The organism is Nonomuraea sp. NPDC001684, from assembly GCF_053596515.1.
Window position 1 is genome coordinate 1 of the sequence record NZ_JBSFGJ010000134.1, and the last position, 21001, is coordinate 21001.

Below are 21001 nucleotides of genomic sequence, written 5' to 3' on the forward strand. Positions count from 1 at the left end.
TCTGCATGAACCCGGTCGGCTGCAGCACGGCGTGCGGCACGCCGGAGGCCCGCAGGTGCTCGTCGACCTCGCCGTGGGGCCCGGCGCTGAGCGCGGCGCCGGGGGCGGCGTCGCGGACCGAGACCTCGACGATCTGGGCCACGCCCGCCTCGGCGGCCAGGTCGACGACCTCGTTGAGCCGCTCGGCGAACCCGGGGAACGGCGAGCTGTTGAGGAACAGCCGGTCGCCGGGGGACAGCAGCCGGCCGATGGTCTCCGGCCGGGTGAAGTCGCCGACGGCGTGCGGTACGCCCAGGTCGGCGGGCGTCCGTGACACCGCGAGCACGTCCTGGCCGGCGAGCTGGGCGACCAGGGCCCGGCCGATGGACCCGGTCGCGCCGGTGATCACGATCATGATGGCCTCCTAAGTGGAATCTCTTCGTCCGCTTGCCTGGACGGTACACTAAGCGGAAACAATTCGTCCACTTAGGAGGTCGGGACGTGCGCGCGGACGCCAGAAGGAACCTGGTCAAGATCCTCGACGCGGCCGCCCGGGTGATGGCCGAGCGCGGCGTCAACGCGCCCATGGAGCTCATCGCGCGGCAGGCCGGCGTCGGCGTCGGCACCCTCTACCGCCGCTTCCCCGACCGGGAGGCGCTCATCGCCGCGCTGGGCGAGCATTACGTCCAGTCGCTGGCCGAGGCCCTGGAGCACGCCGTCGACGGCGAGCGGGACGCCTGGAGCGCGCTGCGCGGCTTCGTGCTGTGGGCCGCCGCCCCCGGCCGCGTCGCGCTGGCCGCCGCGCTGGCCCACCTGCCGGAGGAGGCCATCGCGGGCACGGCGGAGTTCGCCGAGAGCAAGGAACGCTGGCTGGGGCTGCTCCAGGGGCTCGTCCGGCGGGCCCAGGCGGAGGGCGGCATGCGTCCCGACGTGACCTGGGAGGACGTCGTCAGCCTGCTCAACGTCTTCACCTGCCACCCGGACGGGCTGCCCGCCCCCGTGGCCGCCCGTCCGGAGAAGTACCTGCACCTCATGCTCGACGGGATGGCCGCCGGCGCCGCGACCGCGCTGCCGGCCTGACGACCCCTGTCCCACGCGTACCGGAGGGCACCTGGAGCCCCTATAAGCAGAGGTAGCGCCTGGCACGGGGGCCCTACACTGATCTGTATGCATACTCCCGATTGACCGGCGGTCGCACGCCCAATCCTCGTTTCCTAGCTCGGGAGTGTCCGCCAATATGATCATCGCCAGTGACATCGAGCTGCGCGCGGGCGCGCGCCTGCTCATCGAGAACGCCTCCTTCCGGGTCAACCCCGGCGACAAGATAGGTCTGGTCGGCCGCAACGGCGCGGGCAAGACCACCCTGACCAAGGTGCTCGCGGGGGAGGCGCTGCCCGCCGCGGGCTCGGTCACCTCCTCCGGCAGCATCGGCTACCTGCCCCAGGACCCGCGTACGGGCGACCTTCAGGTGCTGGCCCGCGACCGCATCCTGTCCGCGCGCGGCCTCGACGAGGTCCTGCGCAAGCTGCGCGAGGCCGAAATCGGCATGTCCTCCGCCGACGAGCGCACCCGCGAGAAGGCCGTCAAGCGGTACGGCAGGCTCGAAGACCAGATGCACGTGCTGGGCGGCTACGCGGCCGAGTCCGAGGCCGCCTCCATCGCCTCCAGCCTCGGCCTGCCCGACCGGGTCCTCGGCCAGACGTTGCAAACGCTTTCCGGCGGTCAGCGGCGCCGCGTGGAATTGGCGCGAATTCTTTTCAGCGGAGCGGAAACTCTCCTTCTCGACGAGCCGACAAACCACCTAGATGCGGACTCAATCGGGTGGCTTCGTGATTTTTTGCGCTCTCATCAAGGTGGCTTGGTGATCATCAGTCACGACGTCGGCCTTCTTGAAGCCACGGTCAACAAGGTCCTCCACCTCGACGCCAACCGCTCGGTGATCGACCACTACAACGTCGGCTGGAAGGCCTACCTGGCCCAGCGCGAGACCGACGAGAAGCGCAGGAAGCGCGAGCGGGCCAACGCCGAGAAGCAGGCGGGCGCCCTGCTGGCCCAGGCCGACAAGATGCGCGCCAAGGCCACCAAGGCCAAGGCGGCCCAGGACATGATGCGCCGCGCCCACCGCCTGCTGGCCGGCACCGAGGAGGAGCGTCAGAGCGACAAGGTCGCCCGGCTGCGCTTCCCCGAGCCGCTGCCGTGCGGCCGCACGCCGCTCATGGCCGAGGGCCTGTCGAAGTCCTACGGCTCCCTGGAGGTGTTCACCGACGTCAACGTGGCCATCGACCGAGGTCACAGGGTCGTCATCCTCGGCCTCAACGGCGCCGGCAAGACCACGCTGCTGCGCATACTCGGCGGCATCGAGTCCCCCGACACCGGCGAGCTGCGGCCCGGCCACGGCCTGAAGGTCGGCTACTACGCCCAGGAGCACGAGACCCTCGACCCCTCCCGCACGCTCCTGGAGAACATGCGCTCGGCGGGCGGCGAGTTCACCGACACCGAGCTGCGCAAGGTCCTCGGCTCGTTCCTGTTCTCCGGCGACGACGTCGACAAGCCCGCCGGTGTCCTGTCCGGCGGCGAGAAGACCCGGCTCGCGCTGGCGATCCTGGTGCTGTCGAGCGCCAACGTCCTGCTGCTCGACGAGCCCACGAACAACCTCGATCCGGTCAGCCGCGAGCAGGTTCTCAACGCTCTGAGGTCGTATTCAGGAGCAATCGTCCTCGTCACCCATGACGAGGGTGCCGTTGACGCCTTGTCACCGGATAGGGTGATCTTGCTGCCTGACGGAACTGAAGACGCGTGGAGCGACGAATTTTCCGATCTTGTGGCACTTGCCTGATCTTAATTTGAGTGGGTACGGATCTTTTCCCGTGGAGTAGGTAGCCGATCCCGCTGAAATGACTGATCATGGCGGAGTAACGCTGCGGAAGTCCGGCACTACAGGAGGTACTCGTGGCCGAGACACTGAAGAAGGGCACCCGGGTCACCGGGGCCGACCGGGAAAAACTGGCCGGCGATCTCAAGAAGCGCTACGCACAGGGCGAGAGCATCCGCGCCCTGGCCGCTTCGACCGGTCGGTCTTACGGGTTCATCCACCGCATCCTTAGCGAGTCCGGTGTGACTCTGCGCGGGCGCGGCGGGGCGACTCGAGGCAAGACCAAGCGCTGACGGCTGTCTCGGAACGTGCGACCGCAGCCGCCCGTCCCTAGTCAGCCGCTGTCGCGCCCGAGCCAGAATCATATTCTGTAAGCTCGGGCGCGACGGTCAGCCTTGGTGGCGCACCCCGTGCGCGACCGGACACAGGGAGCAGGCGATGGCGGAAGCACAGGCACCACAGCGCGGGGGGAACGCGGAGGACGTCTCTGCCGAAAGGCTGGCGGAGATCGGGCTTCGCCATGAGGTGGACGGTGAGATAGCGACGATCACGCTGGACCGGCCGGAAAAGCGCAACGCCCAGACGTTCGCGACATGGTCGGCGTTGGCTCGCATCGGGGAGAGCCTTCCCGAACAGGTGCGCGTCGTCGTCGTGAAAGGTGAGGGACCGTCCTTCTCGGCAGGAATCGACCTGCGGATGTTCACACCGGAGGGAGTGCCCGGACAGGGCTCGTTCAGCTCGGCCGCCGCAACCGACGGCGAGACCTTCGAGCAGCGCATACGTCAGGCACAGGACGGTTTCCTGTGGCTGCGCCGCCCGGAGATCGTCTCCATCGCCGCCGTGCAGGGGCACGCGATCGGCGCGGGGTTCCAGCTCGCGCTCGCCTGTGACCTGCGCATCGTGGCCGACGACGTCACCTTCTGCATGAAAGAGCCCGCACTGGGCCTGGTCCCGGATCTGACGGGGACCAAACCGCTGGTCGAGCTGGTCGGACTGGCCAAGGCGATCGACATCTGCCTGACCGCCAGGAACGTGTACGCCGAGGAGGCCATGCGCATCGGCCTCGCGGAGCAGGTGGTCGCCGGGGGCGACCTGGACAAGACCGTACAGAACAAGATCGCGGAGCTGCTGTCGACGAACCGGGACGCGGCGGTGGCGACGAAGCGCCTCCTCCAGGGGGCGCGGGCGCGCACCCTGGAGGAGCAGAGTGCGGCCGAGGGCAGGGAGCAGGCCAAGCGCATCAAAGCCCTGTTCGGCCCGCGTTAGGACGGCCGGCCGGAGGCGGGGCTCCGGTTCGCCGTGAGCGGATCGCGGAATCGCCGGAGGTCCTCGCGACGCTGAATCCGGGGGAGGAGGAGGGATCCCCCGTATGGCGATGATGGGAGGGGGCTTCGGCCCTCAGGTCTGGATGTCACTGCGCCGCGACGGCTCGGTGACCAAGCAGCGCATCGCGCCGGGCACGGTCCGGCGCATCGGCAGGCACGCGCGCCCGCACCTCAGGAAGATCGCGGCGTTCCTGCTGCTCGTGGTGGCCGGGGCGGTGATCGTGGTGGCCAACCCGCTGCTGATGAAGGCGATCATCGACGACGGCATCCTGACCGGCCGCACCGACGTGGTGATCGGCCTGGCCGTGGCCATCGCCGCGCTCGCCGTCCTCGACGCCGCGCTGACGCTGGCGCAGCGCTGGTTCTCCGCGCGCATCGGCGAGGGGCTCATCTACGACCTGCGCACCGAGGTCTTCGACCACGTGCAGCGCATGCCGGTGGCCTTCTTCATGCGGGCGCAGACCGGCGCGCTGGTCAGCCGGCTCAACAGCGACGTGATCGGCGCCCAGCGGGCGCTGACCAGCACGCTGTCGTCCGTGGTGTCCAACGTGGTCAGCCTGGTCCTGGTGCTGGGCGCGATGCTGGCGCTGTCGTGGCAGGTCACGCTGGTCGCGCTGGTGCTGCTGCCGATCTTTATCGTGCCCGCCAAGTACGTCGGCCGGCGCATGTCCGCGCTGACCCGCGAGCAGATGCAGCTCGACGCCGAGATGAGCTCGGTCACCACCGAGCGCTTCAACGTGGCCGGCGCGATGGTCGCCAAGCTCTACGGCCGGCCCGAGGACGACGCGGCCACCTACGCCGCCCGCGCCGGGCGCGTCCGCGACGTCGGCGTGACCGTCGGCATGTACGGCACGGTGTTCCGGGTCGCCCTCGGCCTGGTCGCGGCCCTGGCCACCGCGCTGGTCTACGGCATCGGCGGCGTGCTCGCCGTCGGCGGCGCCTTCGAGCTGGGCACGCTGGTGGCCCTGACCGCCCTGCTGATGCGCCTGTACGGCCCGCTGACGTCCCTGTCCAACGTGCACGTCGACGTGATGACGGCGCTGGTCAGCTTCGACCGCGTCTTCGAGATCCTCGACCTCAAGCCGATGGTCGCCGAGCGGCCCGGCGCGCGTCCGGTGCCGAAGGGCCCGGTCACCATCGAGTTCGACGACGTGCGCTTCCGCTACCCGGCGGCCGAGGAGGTCTCGCTGGCCTCCCTGGAGTCGGTGGCCCGCCAGGACTCCGGCGGCCCGTCGCAGGAGGTGCTGAGGGGCGTCTCCTTCACCGCCCGGCCCGGCGAGATGATCGCGCTGGTCGGCCACTCCGGCGCGGGCAAGACCACCATCACCTCCCTGGTCTCCCGGCTCTACGACGTCGACGAGGGGGCCGTCCGGATCAACGGGCTCGACGTGCGCGAGGCCACGCTCGACTCGCTGCGCGACACCGTCGGCGTCGTCATGCAGGACGCCCACCTGTTCCACGACACGATCGGGGCCAATCTCCGCTACGCCAGGCCCGGCGCGAGCGAGGAGGAGATCCGCGACGCGCTGCGGGCCGCGCAGATCGGCGACCTGGTCGAGGGGCTGCCCGACGGGCTCGACACCGTCGTCGGCGACCGCGGCTACCGGCTGTCCGGCGGCGAGAAGCAGCGGCTCGCGCTGGCCAGGCTGCTGCTGAAGGCGCCGCGCGTGGTCGTGCTCGACGAGGCGACCGCGCACCTCGACTCCGAGTCCGAGGCGGCCGTGCAGCTCGCGCTCAAGACGGCCCTGCACGGCCGTACGTCGCTGGTCATCGCCCACCGGCTGTCCACGATCAGGGAGGCCGACGAGATCCTGGTCGTGCACGACGGGCGCGTGGCCGAGCGGGGCCGGCACGAGGAGCTGCTGGCGCGCGGCGGCCACTACGCCGAGCTCTACCGCACCCAGTTCAGCTCGGGAGATAGCCCAGCCGGGTGAGCTCCTGCCGGGCGACCTTCTCCACCAGCTCCAGGTCGGCCGGCCGCAGCCGGGCCCGCCAGGCGCCGACCTCGGGGACGCGCGAGCCGTACAGCGCGATCTTGGACACCCGCGTCTCCAGGAACTCGGTGAGCGCGGCGAGCGTGTCGGCGGGCTTGAGCGCCAGGTCCTCGTAGCGGACGGTGAGCAGCTGCCGCTCGGGCAGCTCCCGGCGCAGCTCGGCGCTCAGCCGCACGGCGCTGCGCCAGCGCAGCGCCGCCTTGCCCGCCGCGGGCATGCCCTTCCACCGGTCGAGGTGCTCGTCCTTGTTGACGCCGAGGAAGGCGTTGGGGAACTCGGTGCTGTCGGAGAGCATCGCGGGCTTGAACCAGGCCAGGCACGCCGGGTCGGCGAGCATGCCGGCGACGGCGTCCCTGCCGTCCCTGATGAGCTGGACGAACCGGGCGTCGGGGAACGCCTGCAGCAGCACGGGCGCGCTGTAGAGCAGGTCGGGGCTGCCGTCGCCGAACCGCGTCACCTCGCCGGGCTCCACGCACGGCCCGCTGCCGGTCACGCCGCCCGCCTCCCGGCACGGCTCGGCGCACTGCCCGCACGAGCGCGGGGAGACCTGCCAGGACTCGGCCAGCGCGTCGCGCAGCACGCGGACCGCGCCCGACGTGCGGCCGATGGACGGTTTGCGGGCGAAGGCGTACACGACGTGCGCCACGCTCGCGCGGCCCGTCGTGACGTGGAAGCCCGGGGAGCGTTTGAGGGCGCGGGCCAGCAGGTCCGCGCCGGAGTGCGGGGCGCCGAGCAGGAAGACGGGCCTGCGGACCTTGATGCCGTTGACCACGAGGATGTGGGGCGGAAGTCGCATACTGGACCACAAGTGTGACACCGTTTGGCAGGTGAACGAGCCAATCAGCGTTTCGGTGCTTACCCGGGCCCCGGCGCTCCCAGGCGTGCAGGAGTTGACCGATGCAGCAAGGTGACACCGTCGCGATCGTCATGCCGTCGGGGCCGCCCTCACCCGTGCTGTTCCAGCGCGGCGTCGAGCGGTTGGAGGCCCTCGGGCTGAAGGTGGTGGCGGGGGCGCACGCGCTCGACCGCCAGGATCTCGACTACCTGGCCGGCCAGGACGCCGCCCGCGCCGCCGACCTCCAGGCCGCCTGGTGCGACCCGGCCGTGTCGGTGGTGTTCTGCGGCCGGGGCGGCTACGGCGCGGCCCGGCTGCTCGGCCTGCTCGACTGGGACGCCATGCGCGCGGCCGGGCCCAAGGTGCTGGTCGGGTCGAGCGACATCACGGCCCTGCACAACGCCTTCGCGATCGAGCTGGGCGTGCCCACGCTGCACGGGCCGATGACGGCCTGCGACACGATCGCCGCCGAGCAGGGCCCCGAGCCGCGCTCGTGGGAGAGCCTGTGGGCGGCGCTGGCCGGGGAGAGCGCGACCGTGCGGGGCGACCGGGTGCTGGTGCCCGGACGGGCCGAGGGCGTGCTCACCGGGGGCAACCTGTCGCTGCTGGCCTCGATGTGCGGCACCCGGTACCAGCCCTCGTTCGACGGCAAGCTGGTGCTGCTGGAGGACATCGGGGAGGAGCCGTACCGGATCGACCGGATGCTGACGCAGCTGCTGCAGGCCGGGGCGTTCGACGGCGTGCGGGGGATCGCGCTCGGGTCGTGGGTGGACTGCGGCGATCCGTACCCGGTGCTGGCCGACCGGCTGGCGCCGCTCGGGGTGCCCGTGGTGGCCGGGCTTCCGGTGGGGCACGGGTCACCACAGATGAGCGTGTGGCTGGGGGAGCTTGGGGTTATCGATACCGAATCGTGCTCCCTGGCTGGTCCGTTCCGCGACGGCGAGCAGGCAAGGTAGGAAGACACCTAAAGGGACGAATCCGACAGAGGGGACGGTGTGTGAGCTTCTTCAGGCGTGACCGGGAGCCCTCCCGCCGGCCGATCGAGGACGTCGACCTCGACTCCCTGCTCGGCCTCGTCGCGGAGTCCCTGGGGTTCGTGTGCGAGTTCGCCCGTGACGGCGCGTCGCTGACCCTGCGCGGCGACGGCGTCGCGGAGCTGGTGGTGAGGCTGACCGGGCTGCGCCGCGAGGCCGGGCGCCGGGCCAGGGAGGACTGGCCGGTGCTGGTCTCCGAGCACCTCGCGCACGCCCTGGCCACCGCCGACGAGCGTTACGATGCCTGCGACCTCGACCAGGCCGCGCCCCTGCTGCGCACCCGGGTCGAGGCGGTGGACGAGGTCCCCGACCTGACCCGGGTGGTGGGGCGGCACCTCAACGCCGACCTGGTGGAGCTGCTGACCGTCGGCTCCCGCCTGGTGCGGCCCGAGGAGGCCGGCTGCTGGCCCGTCCCGACGGCTCAGGCGCTCGACCTGGCCGTGGCGAACGTCCGGCGGGCCGAGCGGCTGCAGGTCGAGCGCATCGAGCTGGGCGGCACGCCGGTGACCCGGCTGACCGGCGCCCACCCGTCGGCCGCCACGCACCTGCGCTGGCTCGGCGACCACCTCACGGTGCCCGCCGACGGGGTGCTGGTGGTGCTGCCGGACCCGTACACGGTGCTGGTGCGCCCGGTGGACGGCATCGGGGTGGTGCGCGCCATCGAACGCCTGCGGGTGCACGCGGCCCGCACCGGCGGGCTGAGCGCGCAGGTCTACTGGTGGCACCAGGGACGGCTGACGCTGATCAAGGCCGACATCGTGTTGCAGCAGGGGCAGACGAGGCTGGTGGTGGCCCCGCCGCCGGAGTTCGCCCGCATCCTCGCCCGCCTGGCCGTGTGAGGCAGGGCTGACGCCGCGGCCCCCGAGCCCGATGGCCCGGGGGGGCGTCGCGCTACGCCTGTCCCACGTAGTCGCGCAGGTGCACGGCGGTGAGCGAGTCGCCCTTCGCCACCAGCTCGGCCGGGGTGCCGGTGAACACCACCTGGCCGCCGTCGTGGCCCGCCCCGGGACCCAGGTCGATGATCCAGTCGGCGTGGGCCATCACCGCCTGGTGGTGCTCGATGACGATGACCGTGTTGCCGTCGTCCACCAGCCGGTCGAGCAGGGCCAGGAGCTGGTCCACGTCGGCCAGGTGCAGGCCGGTGGTGGGCTCGTCCAGCACGTACGTGGTGCCGTTCCTGGCCATGTGGATGGCCAGCTTGAGCCGCTGGCGCTCGCCGCCCGACAGCGTGGTGAGCGGCTGGCCGAGCCCGAGGTAGCCCAGGCCGACCGAGTCGAGGCGGTCGAGGATCGTCCTGGCCTGGCCGCTCGGGAAGAACGCGCGCGCCTCGGCCACCGGCATCTCCAGCACCTCGCTGATGTTCTTGCCGCGCAGCCGGTACGTCAGCACCTCCGGCGTGAACCGGCGCCCCTCGCACGCCTCGCACACCGAGGCCACGTCGGCCATCATCGCCAGCTCGGTGTAGATCAGGCCGATGCCCTTGCAGGCCGGGCAGGCGCCCTCGGAGTTCGCGCTGAACAGGGCCGGCTTGACCCCGTTGGCCTTGGCGAACGCCGTGCGGATGGGGTCGAGCACGCCCGTGTACGTGGCCGGGTTGCTGCGCCGCGACCCGCGGATCGGCGACTGGTCGGCGACCACCACGCCCTCGCGGCCGGACACGTACCCGTGGATGAGGGAGCTCTTGCCCGAGCCCGCCACGCCCGTGACGACGGTGAGCACCCCGAGCGGGATGTCCACGTCGACGCCGCGCAGGTTGTGCAGCGTGGCGCCGCGCACCTCCAGCTGCCCCTTCGCCGGGCGGACGGAGGCGCGCAGCGCGGCCCGGTGGCCGAGGTAGCGGCCGGTCAGGGTGCCCGAGCCGGGCAGCCCGTCGAGGTCGCCGGCGTAGCAGATGCGGCCGCCGCCGGTGCCCGCCCCGGGACCGAGGTCCACGATGTGGTCGGCGATCTCGATCACCTCGGGCTTGTGCTCGACCACGAGCACGGTGTTGCCCTTGTCGCGCAGCTGCAGCAGCAGGTTGTTCATCCGCTGGATGTCGTGCGGGTGCAGCCCGGCCGTCGGCTCGTCGAAGACGTAGGTGACGTCGGTCAGGCTGGAGGTGAGGTGCCGCACCATCTTCACCCGCTGGGCCTCGCCGCCCGACAGCGTGCCGGACTCGCGGTCGAGGCTGAGGTAGCCGAGGCCGATCTCGACCAGCGAGTCCAGCGTGTCGCGCAGCCCCTGGAGCACCGGGCCGACGCTCGGGTCGCCGATGCCCTTGACGAACTCGGCCAGGTCGTTGATCTGCATGGCCGAGCAGTCGGCGATGTTGCGGCCGTCGATGCGGGAGGACCGGGCGGCCTCGTTCAGGCGGGAGCCGCCGCAGGCGGTGCAGCCGGTCAGCTTGAGCGCCCGGTCGGCGAAGGCGCGGGCCTGCGGCTGCATCGACTCGCGGTCCTTGGCCAGGTACTGGCGCTTGACCTTGGTGACCAGCCCTTCGTAGGTGAAGTTGCTGGTGCCGTACTTGATCTTCGTGGCGGGCTTGTCGAGCAGGTCCGCCCACTGCTCGGGGGTGAAGTCGCGCAGCTTGGTGTCGGGGTCGTACAGGCCCGAGCCGACCATGATCTGCCAGTACCAGGTGTCCACCGCGTACCCGGGGATCTTGATGGCGCCCTCGTTCAGCGACTTGTCCCGGTCCACCAGCTCGTCGACGTCGACGCCGGCGACCTTGCCGAGCCCCTCGCACTCGGGGCACATGCCCTCGGCGCGGTTGAAGCTGAACGCGAACGGCGGCCCCACCTGGGGGGAGCCCAGCCGGCTGAACAGGATCCGGAGCATCGTGTAGGTGTCGGTGGCGGTGCCCACGGTCGAGCGGGCGTTGGCGCCCATCCGCTCCTGGTCCACGATGATCGCCGCGCTGAGGTTCCGCAGCGAGTCCACGTCGGGACGGGCCAGGCTCGGCATGAAGTTCTGGACGAACGTGGTGTACGTCTCGTCGATCAGCCGCCGGGACTCCGCGGCGATCGTGTCGAAGACGAGCGAGGACTTCCCCGAGCCGGACACGCCGGTGAACACGGTGAGGCGGCGCTTGGGCAGGTCGAGGTCGACGCCGGTGAGGTTGTTCTCGCGGGCGCCGCGTACCTGGATGACGTCGTGGCTGTCGGCGGCGGTGTGATCGGCGGATCGGGTGCGTACGGCGTCGGACTTGGCGCTGGTGGCCACGGAATCCCTTCTTGTCACATCAAATGGGGAGCGGGTAGGCGATCGTACCGTACGCAGTACGGTCGCCGTGGGGCTCAGCGGGATCTGGCGATCAGCGACGTGACGAGCGAGGCGGCCAGGGGCAGCAACGTCAGGCCGACCAGGAACATCAGCCCGACCGGCCACAACCCCTGCCCGCCCCCGCGCAGCTCGCTCACCACCCCGGCGGCGAAGTGCACGAAGAACGGCGCGGCGGCGACGGCCCCCCACAACGGATGCGGGACGGCCCACGCGGCCAGCCCGGCCAGGACCGCCAGCGCGGCGAAGGCCGGCACAAGCGCCGGGGAGTCCAGGACGTCCTTCGGCGCGCCGGGCGCGACCGCGGGCGCGGTGAGCACGCACACGGCCACGGCGGCGACGCCTCCGGCGATCAGGATCACGGCCCACAGCAGGGCGGAACGCGGCATCTCTCTCCTCACACTGGTCCTGACGGCCAGCATGCCCGCGGCGGGGGCGGGGACACGAGCGCTCGGATACTCAACCCGTCTGAGGAGAACCGGCAAGCGAGCGAGCCTCCCGCCGGGCCGCGGCCGCCGCCGCCGGGTCGCCCGCCGCCGTGTACGCCTCGGCCAGGCTGTCCAGCGCCCCCGCCAGGAACTCCTGCCAGCCCCGCGCGCGCCACAGGTTCACCGACTCCTCCAGGTGCGCGACGGCCTCCTTCACCCGGCCCTCGGCCAGGTCCACCCCGCCCAGCACCCACAGCGCGTCGGCCCGGTGGTGGGCCAGCCGGTGGGAGCGGCTCAGCAGCTCGGCCGCCTCGGCGACCGCCCTGGCCCGCGGGTCGTGGTGGCCGGCGTACAGCTTGGCCAGGGCGACCAGGCCCATCGTCTCCAGCAGCGGGTCGCGGATCTGCCGGTAGATGGCCAGCGCCCGCACCATGTACTCCAGCCCGGCCTCGAACTCCTTGGCGTGGGCGTGGGCCAGGCCGAGGAACTGCAGGGTCGTGGCCTCGAAGCGGGGGTTGCCGAGCTTGGTGGCCAGGTCGAGGCCGCGCAGCAGGTGGACGATGGCCATCCTGATGTCCCTGGTGCCGTAGGCGACGGCCATGCACACGTGCGCCCTGGCCTCGCCGCCCTGGTGGCCGCTGCGCTCGGCCAGCTCCAGCGCGATGCGGCCCGAGCGCAGGCCCTGTGCCATGTCGCCCCTGGCCGCCTCGCCCCAGGCGCGCAGCACGTACGCGTCGGACAGGCCGCGCCGCTCGTCCAGCTCGGTGAACATGGCGATCAGGCGTTCGGCGCCGTCGTACTGGGCGGCCATGGCGCCGCCGGTCTCGGTCCAGGTGGTGGCGTGCATGAGGCCGCGCCGGATCACCGCCTCGCCCAGCCGGTCGCCGGCGGCCAGGCAGGCGGCCAGCACCCGCTCGTGCAGCGCCCGCCAGTCGTCGAACAGGCCGCTCACGTCGAAGTAGCGCTCGGCGCAGCAGGCGGTGTCCCAGGCGACCTCGGCCAGGCCGAGCGCGCACGCCTGGCGGATCGCCGCGACCAGCGCGGTGCGCTCGGTGTCGAACCAGGCCATCGGGTCCTGCCGGATCTCCAGCGGCGTGCCGTCGGGCGAGCTCCAGCGCGGGGCCGAGCCGTGGATGATGGCCGAGGAGCTGCCCTGGACGCGTTCGGTCGCCTGTTCGGCCAGCGCCAGCCAGCCGCCGAAGGCCCGGCCGAGCGCCGCCGCGACCGCCTCGGGCCGGTCCTCCAGCTCGGCACGTTCGCGGGCGTACAGGCGGACCAGGTCGTGGAAGCGGTAGCGCGGCTGCCCGGCCGGATCGACGCCGCTGATCAGCACGAGCTGGGTGTCCACCAGCGACTCCACCAGCTCCTCGCCCACCGGCACGGGCAGGTCCAGCAGCGCGCCCGCCACCCATCCGGCGAAGTCGGGCGCCTCCAGCGTGCCGAGCAGCCGGAAGGCCCGCCGCGCGGCCGGTTCCAGCCCCACGTAGCTGAGCGCCAGGCTCGCCCGGACCGCCAGGTCGCCGGTCGCGAACTGGTCGAGCCGCCGCCGCTCGTCCTTGAGCTGCCCGGCCAGCCGGGTCAGCGGCCAGTGCGGCCGGGCCACCAGCCGGGCCCCGGCCACCCGTACGGCCAGCGGGATCCCGTCGGAGAGCCGGACGATCTCCGCCGCCGCCTCCGGCTCGGCCTCCACCCGCCCGGCGCCGGCGATCCTGGCCAGCAGGCGCACGCCCTGCCGCAGGTGCAGCACCGACAGCTCGATCAGGGCCGCGCCGGACAGGCCGCTCAGCCTGGCCCTGCTGGTGATGATGACGGCGCAGCCGGACGTGCCCGGCAGCAGCGGGCGCACCTGCTGCTCGGAGGCGGCGTTGTCGAGCACGATCAGCATGCGCCGCTCGGCCAGGCTGCTGCGGAACAGCGCGGCCCGCTCGTCCACGCTCTCGGGCAGCGTGGAGCGCGGCACGCCGAGCGCGGTGAGGAAGGCGGCCAGCACCTGTCCGGGGTCGGCGGGGCTGGCCTCGGCGCCGTGCAGGTTGGTGTGCAGCTGGCCGTCGGGGTAGTGGCGGGCGATGCGGTGCGCGGCGTGCACGGCCAGCGTGGTCTTGCCGACGCCGCCCATGCCCGCGATCACGCACACCCGCACCTGGCCGGGGCCCTGCGGCGGTTCGTCGCCGAGCAGGGCGGTGAGCTGGGCGAGCTGCTCGCCGCGTCCGGTGAAGTCGGAGATGTCGGTCGGGAGCTGGGCGGGGGAGCGCGCCGCGGGCCCGGCGGCGCCACCGGCGCCGCCGGGGGTCGGGTCGAGGGTGCCGGTGAGGATGGCCTGGTGCAGGCGGTTGAGCTCGGCGCCGGGGTCGAGGCCCAGCTCGGCGGCGAACACCCGGCGGGCCTCGCGGTAGCTGGCCAGCGCCTCGGCCTGCCGTCCCGACCGGGCCAGGGCGAGCATGAGCTGGCGGCGCGGGCGTTCGCGCAGCGGGTGCTCGGCGACCAGCTCGGTCAGCTCCGCGATGAGCACGGCGTGCAGGCCTCGGGCCAGGTCGGCCTCGATCCGGTGCTCCAGGGCCGCCAGGCGCTCCTCCTCCAGGCGGCGGGCGTGGTCGCGCAGTCCGGCGGTGAGGTTCAGCCCCGCGTAGGCGGGCCCGCGCCACAACTCCAGCGCCTGCCGCAGCAGCGTGGCGGCCTGTTCGTGGTCGCCGCCGGACAGCGCGTCGCCGCCGCGGCCGGCCAGGGTCTCGAAGCGTTCGGCGTCCAGCTCGCCGGGGTGCACGGCCAGGACGAAGCCGGCGTCGGTGCGGGTGATGCGGTCCTGGCCGAGCGTCCGGCGGAGCTGGTGCACGTACAGGCGCAGGTTGTCGGCGGCGGTGCGCGGCGGGCGCTGCTCCCACAGGGCCTCGACGAGCGTGGCGGGGGAGACCGGGCGGCCGGCCCGGCACAGGAGCTCGGCCAGCAGGGTGCGCTGCTTGCCGACGCCGAGCGGCAGCGGCCCTTGGTCATCCGAGACGTGAAGCGGCCCAAGTACGGCGAACTCCATCGCGCTCCCCGCAAGGACGTTGGTGCACAAGGAAGATCAAAGCTGCTTCAATGTGCATCAACGTCCGACTCCCGTCAACCCTGCGCCGACCGGGAGAAAAAGGCACCGGCGGGAGCCTTTCGTGGTAGCTCCCGCCGGTGGCTCATCCTAGGTCACGGGTGGCCGAAGGCGACCACCGAAAGGAAGTACGCGTACGCGATGCTGCGACATGTCCCCTTGAAGAAGTAGTGGGAGCAGACGCCCCAGTACAGGACGTAATAGAAGATGTAGTCCACCTGGTACTTGCTGTGGATATACCCCATGTTGCGCAGGGCGTACCCGTAGTCGTGCATCATGCACGCCTGGCGGAAGTCGTAGCCGAGCGGCTTGTCGGGTGACTTGGTGCAGTAGTCGTAGTACACGCCGCGCACCCACCAGCCGGCCGGCGTCTTCTTCCAGTGCACGTAACGCCAGCTGCCGTGGTAGTAGGCGTAGCTGACGCCGCAGTGGTTGAAGGCGAAGTGCCAGAAGTTGGTGCACCAGTACCACTTCTTGCCGTCCAGGTCGGCGTTGGAGGTCGGCGACTGGTTGGCGTAGTCGTAGGCGTTGGCGCTGCCGCCCTCCACCGGGTCGGTCTGCAGGAACCGTCCCAGTTTGGGCTGGTAGAGCCGCACGCCCATGAGGATCGTGCCGTCGGGGGTGTCGGCGGCCCGCTCGGCCGCGCCGTGCCAGCCGTAGCGCATCGCGGGCTGACCGGCGCGCGGGTTGCCGAACTCGTCGAAGTCCAGCGCCAGCGGCACGCCGTCGGCGTAGACCACGTTGATGTCGTCGTGCAGGTTCGTCAGCTGCAGCCGCACGTCGCCGGTCGCCGAGGTGACCGCGGCCAGGCCGCCGGAGATGGAGTGCACGTTCCTGGTGACCGCGCCGCCCTCCACGACCCAGGCGGGCGTGTCGTCGTCGGCGTCGAAGTGCTCGACCCGCTTGCCGGCCGCGCTCCACGTGCCGCCGGACAGCTGCTCCAGCGTGGTGGTGTTGCGGCGCAGCTCCGGATCCAGCGTGTACGACTGCCGCACCGCCCCCGACGTCATCTGCCGGACCAGGTCGGTGGTGTAGTACTCCGCCTTCAGCCCGGCCGGCGTGGCCGTGGTGCGGCCGTAGGCGTCGTACTCGTAGCCGGCGTCGGCCAGCCGGTCGCCGCCGTCGTAGGCGTGGTTCTCGGTGACCGCCCCCGAGCCGTCGCAGGCGCTCGTGGTCAGCCCCGTCCTGTTGGAGTTGGCGTCGTAGCCGTAGGCCCGGCGCGAGCACAGGCCGCTCACGGTGTCGTCCACCGAGGCGATCCGGCCCAGCTTGTCGTAGCCGATCTTCTGGGCGGACAGCCCGTTGTGGCTCACCTGCTGGCCGTGGATCGACCAGGTCACCGAGTCGTCCAGCAGCCGCGTCCCCGCCGCCGTCCGGTAGACCCGCGAGACCGGCGCGCCGGACGGGTCCCGGGCCAGGTCGTAGGACAGGCCGCCCGGCAGGCTCTCGTGACTGATCGAGCCGTCGACGGTGTACGTGGCGGTGAACGTCCCGGCCACCGAGTCGGTCATGGTGGCCAGCGCGCCGCGCACGTCGTCGTAGGCGTAGGTGACCGTCGAGGGCGCTCCGTCGGTCTTCCTGGTGATGCGGTCGAGGGCGTCGTACTCGACCCTGGTCACGCCGCCGTCGGCGTCGGTGTAGGACGTCTGACGGCCCAGCGCGTCGTACTCACGGATGATCGAGGTGCCGTTGGAGGCCGTGGTCCTGACCCCGCGCCCGGCCGCGTCGTAGGTGGTGCTCACCTCGGGCACCGCCGTCCCGGCCCCGCCGGACACGACGGTCTTCACGATGTCGCCCGCCGGGTTGTACGTGGTCGTCGTGGTCCTGGTCACCCCGTTGGCCGTCTCGGTCACCGACGACACGCGGCCGCCGGGCTCGTAGGCGTACACCTTGGTGACCAGCTCGGCCGGACGGGTGCCGCTGTCGCCGACGCCCGTCTTGGACCTCGTCCGGCACAGCTGCCCGGCCCACTCGGCCTTGCCGCCGCACGCGCCGGCGCCGTCGGCCGTGTAGTACTCGCTGGTCGTGGTGCCCGCGTCGTCGCCCGACGACTTCGGCATCGTGGTGGCGACCACCCGGCCGTCGGAGTCGTACGTGGTGGTCTTGGTGATCGCCAGGCCGCCGGGGTCCTCCACGGTCTTGACGCTCTTGCCGGTGTTCCAGTCGTAGTACGTCCGGCTCGTGCGCACGTCGGCGTCCGAGGTCGCGCCGGGCACGTACGCGCCCACCGCCACCGTCGTGGCCAGGTTCGACACCTTGGCGTCGGCCGGCCGGCCCTCGTCGAAGGTGTTGACCGTGTGCTTCCTGGCCGCGACCTGCGTGCCGTTCAGCGTGACCAGGTGCAGCGGGCCCAGCTCGGAGACCATCCGCTGCCCGTCGGAGCTGTAGGCGGACTCCTCGGCCAGCAGCCGCGCCCGGTCCGCGGGCGAGGCGTTGAGCAGCCCGAGCCGGGTCAGCTCGGCGCCCGCGTCCGGCGTCTGGGCCAGGGCGAGCGCCCTGTTGCCGGCCGACAGCGACAACACCGTGTTGCCCTGCGCGTCGTACTGGCTGGTGGAGACCGCGCCGCCGGGCTCCACCCGGTTGACCGTCTGCCCGGAGGCGTTCAGGTAGGTGATCGTGGCCCGGCCGTAGTCGGAGGCGGCCAGGCCGCCGCGCCCGGTGTGGTTGGCCGGCACCTGGTCGGCCGGGAAGATCGCGGTCGCGTCCACCGGGGAGTCGCTCTGCCCCCAGGCGGCCGTGGCCGTCTCGCTCATCCCGTAGGGCGCCCCCGTCCCGCTGATCGGCACGTCGTAGACCACCGACGTGACCGCGGTGCCGTTCGTCTCGCTCGGCGTGCCGGGCCGCAGCGTCGGGCGGGAGACCGCGAGCAGCATGCCGTCCGCGGCGGTGTCGGCGTTGCCCGCCTTGCCGTAGCTGAACGTCCACGGCAGCTCGCCGGGCGGGGTGTAGCGGTTCACCCGGCCGCCGAGGTCGTAGTCGTAGCGCGTCCTGATGTCGGGGGTGGCCGGGTTCCACTGCTCGCGCAGGCGGCCCAGGTCGTCGTAGCGGTACTCCGACAGGCCCAGCGGCGCGCTCGCGCCGCCCTCCCACAGGCTGATCGCCTTGACCTGCCCGGCCACGTCGCCGAGCTGCGCGCCCGCGGTCGTGGTCGTGGCGTAGTCCAGCTTGATCAGGCGGCAGCCCTGCGGCAGGCTCGCCAGCGTGTCCACGTCGCAGTCGGCCTGCGTGTACGACGGCGCGATGATCTTGACCGGCCGGGCCAGCGCCTTGCCGTCCGAGCCGGTCACCGACTGCCACACGAACGCCGTGCTGCCCTTGCCGCTGGCCGGGTAGACCGCCCGCACCAGGTAGATCGGCGCGGCGGCGTCCACCTTCGCGAACACCGTGCGCTCGGCCGAGTTCGTGTCCGACAGGGTGTAGCGGTCGGCCGCGGCGTCGAAGGTCAGCTTCAGGCTCGCCGCGTCCTGCTGCGGCTCGTACGAGCCGTCGGCGTTCTTGGTGAAGGCCACCGCCGAGCCCTCGCCGCTCAGCTCGACCGAGGTGGCGGAGGTGGCCCGCAGCTGGGCGAACGTGCCCTGACCCGACTGGGCGAGCCCGGTCGGCGTCCACTCGGTGCCGAAGATCGCCGCCACGCCGGGCAGCGCCGGGCCCTTGCGCGGGTCACGCGAGGAGAACGAGCGCATCAGGCCGATGCCGTACACGTTGGCGTCCGTGGCGGCCATCCTGAAGTCGCCGGTCAGCGTGTTGACCGAGCCGGGGCCGACCGGCTGGGTGGAGGCGCCCTCGCCGTCCCGGTCCACGACCAGGTCCACCGGCTGGGAGGCGGCCGTGCCCGAGGAGGTGACGAACTCGGCCCTGATCTCGATCGAGCCGTCCTCGGTCAGCGTGTGCGTGGTGTCCCAGACCAGCTCGGGCGAGGCGCCCGCGCTCATCGCCACCGGCCAGGCGACCGCCGAGCCGTCGGACTTCCTGCGCACGTCGGCCGCCGGCACCTGGTGCCAGGAGTCGGCCTCGCCGCGCCGGTAGGAGAAGGCGACCGCGCTCAGCCCCGCGCTGCCGGTGGCCGACAGGACCGTCCGGCGGGCGGTGGACTGCCCGTCCTTGGGCGAGGTGACCGCCGAGCCGCCCGCGTTGAACGCGTACGTCGTCGCCTCCGACAGATTGCCCGCCTTGTCCTTGACCCACGCCTTGAGCGTGTGCGGGCCGTCGGCGGGGGGCGTCCAGCTCACCGTGTGCGGCGCGCCGGAATTGGCGGCGGACTGCTGGGCGCCGCCGTCGAACGACCACAACACCGAGGACGCGTCGGCCGAGGCCGGCGTGATGGTGAACTGGCCGGCCTGGCCCGAGCCCTTGGCCCAGGCGTCCTGCGGGTAGTCGTTCGAGGACACCTCGGGGGCGGGCGGCGGGGCGGCGTCCACCGTGAAGGCGAACCACGCCGACCAGGGGCCGTAGTCGGCGCCGTCGTGCGAGCGCACCCGCCAGGCGTACGACGTGCTCGCCAGGGCCGTGCCGGCCTTCCAGGAGGCGGTGGCGCCGTTCGCCACGTTCGCGGCCGAGCCGCCGGTCACCTTGGTCGCGTGGTCGGCCGTCCAGATCTCGAAGTCGGCCCGCTGCGCCTGCCCGTCGGCGTCGCTCACCTTGGCCGACAGCGTCGGCTGCGCCGCGCCCACCACGGCCGGGCTGGCGCACACCGAGCAGGGCGCGACGGCCAGGGCCGACGGCGTGCCCGGCAGCGAGTTGTAGGTGATCGCGATGTTGGGGTTGTTGGCGAAGCGCTTCCAGTAGTAGTTGTCGGTCTCGCTGCCGGCCTTGACCATGAAGGTGACCGACGTGCCGTTCGCGCTCACCACGCTCTGCACCGCGCTGGTGACGTCCCAGCCGACCCAGGCCGCCGGGCAGCTCGACGCGCCGCCCTGACCGGCCGACGACCAGCCGTAGGCGACGTTCTTGGCGCCGATGTTCAGGTTCGAGGCGGGCTGGTTGTTCCACGTCGTGCCCGAGCCGACGGCCGCGGTCCTGTGCAGCTCGACGTTCCGCGCCGAGCAGGACCAGGCCCACGTCTCCTTGATGTTGAACGTGGCCGCCGTGATGTGCTTGCCGGCCAGGCCCGACAGGCCCATGTTGAAGAACGAGCGCCGCTTGTAGCCGCCGCCGTTGCTGGTGCCGGCCGTCGCGTCGTTCGCCGAGTTCCAGTACGCGCTGGTGGGATAGGCCGAGTCCACGTACGTCCAGCCGGACTTGGCCGAGGTGAAGCTCGGGTCGATCGTCACCGGGTAGACCGTGGCGGGGTCGGCCAGCAGCGCGGCGTCGGGGGTGACGCGCAGCTCGCGGCCCGACAGCCGCACGCCCATCCTGGCCCGCCGGCCCGGCTGGGCGGCCAGCGCCGGGGTGGCCGGGTTGCGGGTCATGGCCGACTCGGTGGCGGCGTCCCACATCTCCGGCGCCGCCGAGCCGAACACCGGCTCGCCCTCGGCGTCGAGGATCGAGACGTTGCCGTGCTTGTCGGTCCTGACCTCGCCCTTCTTCACCGACGTGGCGAACGTCAGCTCCTTCAGCGCCGGGTTCGCCGCGGCCTGCCGGGTCTTGACGACGAGCTTCTCGGCGAAGCCGTCCACGTCCGCGGTCAGCACCAGGTCCACGCCCGGCAGCACGTCGGGGTAGGTGGCGGTGGCGCCGTCCAGCACCGGCTCGGGCAGGGCGCCGAGCGGCGTGCCGAGCGTGAGGCGGGTGCCCCGCTCGGCGGCGGTGACCAGCGGGCCGTCGCCGCCGCCGGAGAAGCTGTAGGAGACCGCTGCGGCCTTCGGCGCGACCGTGCCGTCCTGGCCCGCCGCGAGCGTCGGGTCGGCGGGCACCCACGCCTCGCCCCGCTTGACCCGGACCGGGCGGTAGCGGTGCTCCTGGGTGACCGTGCCGGCCGGGTTGACGAAGAACTCGTCGGTCTCGGTGGTCAGCGAGGCCGCCCTGATCCGCTTGCCGCAGACCGCGGCGGCCAGCCGGGCGGAGATCTCGGTGGGCATCTCGTCCGGGCAGGCGACCGCCGCCTGCGCCTTGGCGGGCGCGGGCGGGGCGGCCCGCGCGGGAAGCGGCACGAGGGCCGTGGATGTCAGCAACAGGACGACGAGCGGCGGTAAGGGAGTCAGCCGCCTGGGTTTCTTCAACACCGTCCAACCTCCGCGGGGGGTGTAAGGCCGTTC

13 protein-coding genes are annotated in these 21001 nt (G+C 72.3%); 7 read left to right on the forward strand and 6 right to left on the reverse strand.

The window, feature by feature from the left end:
* Nucleotides 1-394 (reverse strand): SDR family oxidoreductase (locus ACWCSD_RS23555; protein WP_449917864.1); only part of this gene is annotated, 394 nt, incomplete at its 3' end.
* Nucleotides 395-480: 86 nt separating this feature from the next.
* Between ACWCSD_RS23555 and ACWCSD_RS23560 the strand changes: the two genes are divergently transcribed.
* The 5 genes from ACWCSD_RS23560 (at nucleotide 481) to ACWCSD_RS23580 (ending at nucleotide 6110) form a co-directional block, all read left to right on the forward strand.
* A complete protein-coding gene (locus tag ACWCSD_RS23560) occupies nucleotides 481-1059 on the forward strand; it encodes a TetR/AcrR family transcriptional regulator (RefSeq protein ID WP_449917867.1) in 579 nt (192 codons plus the stop codon).
* A gap of 157 nt (nucleotides 1060-1216) precedes the next feature.
* The gene (locus ACWCSD_RS23565) at nucleotides 1217-2815 is read left to right on the forward strand and encodes an ABC-F family ATP-binding cassette domain-containing protein (protein WP_358300088.1); all 1599 of its coding nucleotides are present in this window, start codon (nucleotides 1217-1219) and stop codon (nucleotides 2813-2815) included.
* Nucleotides 2816-2928: 113 nt separating this feature from the next.
* Entirely contained in the window at nucleotides 2929-3144 is a 216-nt protein-coding gene (locus ACWCSD_RS23570) for a helix-turn-helix domain-containing protein (protein ID WP_352363545.1), read from the forward strand.
* 145 nt (nucleotides 3145-3289) lie between these two features.
* Entirely contained in the window at nucleotides 3290-4117 is an 828-nt protein-coding gene (locus ACWCSD_RS23575) for an enoyl-CoA hydratase/isomerase family protein (RefSeq protein ID WP_358300085.1), read from the forward strand.
* Nucleotides 4118-4220: 103 nt separating this feature from the next.
* Complete coding sequence (locus tag ACWCSD_RS23580; protein WP_397158886.1) at nucleotides 4221-6110, forward strand: ABC transporter ATP-binding protein; 1890 nt, start codon at nucleotides 4221-4223, stop codon at nucleotides 6108-6110.
* Here the strand turns inward: ACWCSD_RS23580 and ACWCSD_RS23585 are convergent.
* Nucleotides 6082-6966 (reverse strand): sulfotransferase family protein, encoded by an 885-nt coding sequence (locus tag ACWCSD_RS23585; RefSeq protein ID WP_364340103.1) that lies wholly within the window; start codon nucleotides 6964-6966, stop codon nucleotides 6082-6084. The genes ACWCSD_RS23580 and ACWCSD_RS23585 overlap by 29 nt on opposite strands.
* Before the next feature lie 101 nt (nucleotides 6967-7067).
* Between ACWCSD_RS23585 and ACWCSD_RS23590 the strand changes: the two genes are divergently transcribed.
* Entirely contained in the window at nucleotides 7068-7961 is an 894-nt protein-coding gene (locus tag ACWCSD_RS23590; protein ID WP_358300076.1) for a S66 peptidase family protein, read from the forward strand.
* 41 nt (nucleotides 7962-8002) lie between these two features.
* The gene (locus ACWCSD_RS23595) at nucleotides 8003-8878 is read left to right on the forward strand and encodes a hypothetical protein (RefSeq protein WP_397158883.1); all 876 of its coding nucleotides are present in this window, start codon (nucleotides 8003-8005) and stop codon (nucleotides 8876-8878) included.
* A 52-nt stretch (nucleotides 8879-8930) separates the two neighbouring features.
* Here ACWCSD_RS23595 and ACWCSD_RS23600 read toward each other — a convergent pair whose 3' ends face one another.
* The 4 genes from ACWCSD_RS23600 to ACWCSD_RS23615 all read right to left on the reverse strand — a co-directional run bounded on the left by ACWCSD_RS23600 (nucleotide 8931) and on the right by ACWCSD_RS23615 (nucleotide 20917).
* Nucleotides 8931-11240: an ATP-binding cassette domain-containing protein gene (locus ACWCSD_RS23600; RefSeq protein WP_449917875.1), complete on the reverse strand. Its 2310-nt coding sequence runs from the start codon at nucleotides 11238-11240 to the stop codon at nucleotides 8931-8933.
* A gap of 74 nt (nucleotides 11241-11314) precedes the next feature.
* Complete coding sequence (locus ACWCSD_RS23605; RefSeq protein ID WP_397158879.1) at nucleotides 11315-11686, reverse strand: hypothetical protein; 372 nt, start codon at nucleotides 11684-11686, stop codon at nucleotides 11315-11317.
* A 70-nt stretch (nucleotides 11687-11756) separates the two neighbouring features.
* A complete protein-coding gene (locus tag ACWCSD_RS23610; RefSeq protein WP_449917877.1) occupies nucleotides 11757-14750 on the reverse strand; it encodes a BTAD domain-containing putative transcriptional regulator in 2994 nt (997 codons plus the stop codon).
* Between the two features lie 152 nt (nucleotides 14751-14902).
* Complete coding sequence (locus ACWCSD_RS23615; RefSeq protein WP_449917880.1) at nucleotides 14903-20917, reverse strand: phospholipase A2; 6015 nt, start codon at nucleotides 20915-20917, stop codon at nucleotides 14903-14905.
* Between the last annotated feature and the right edge of the window lie 84 nt (nucleotides 20918-21001).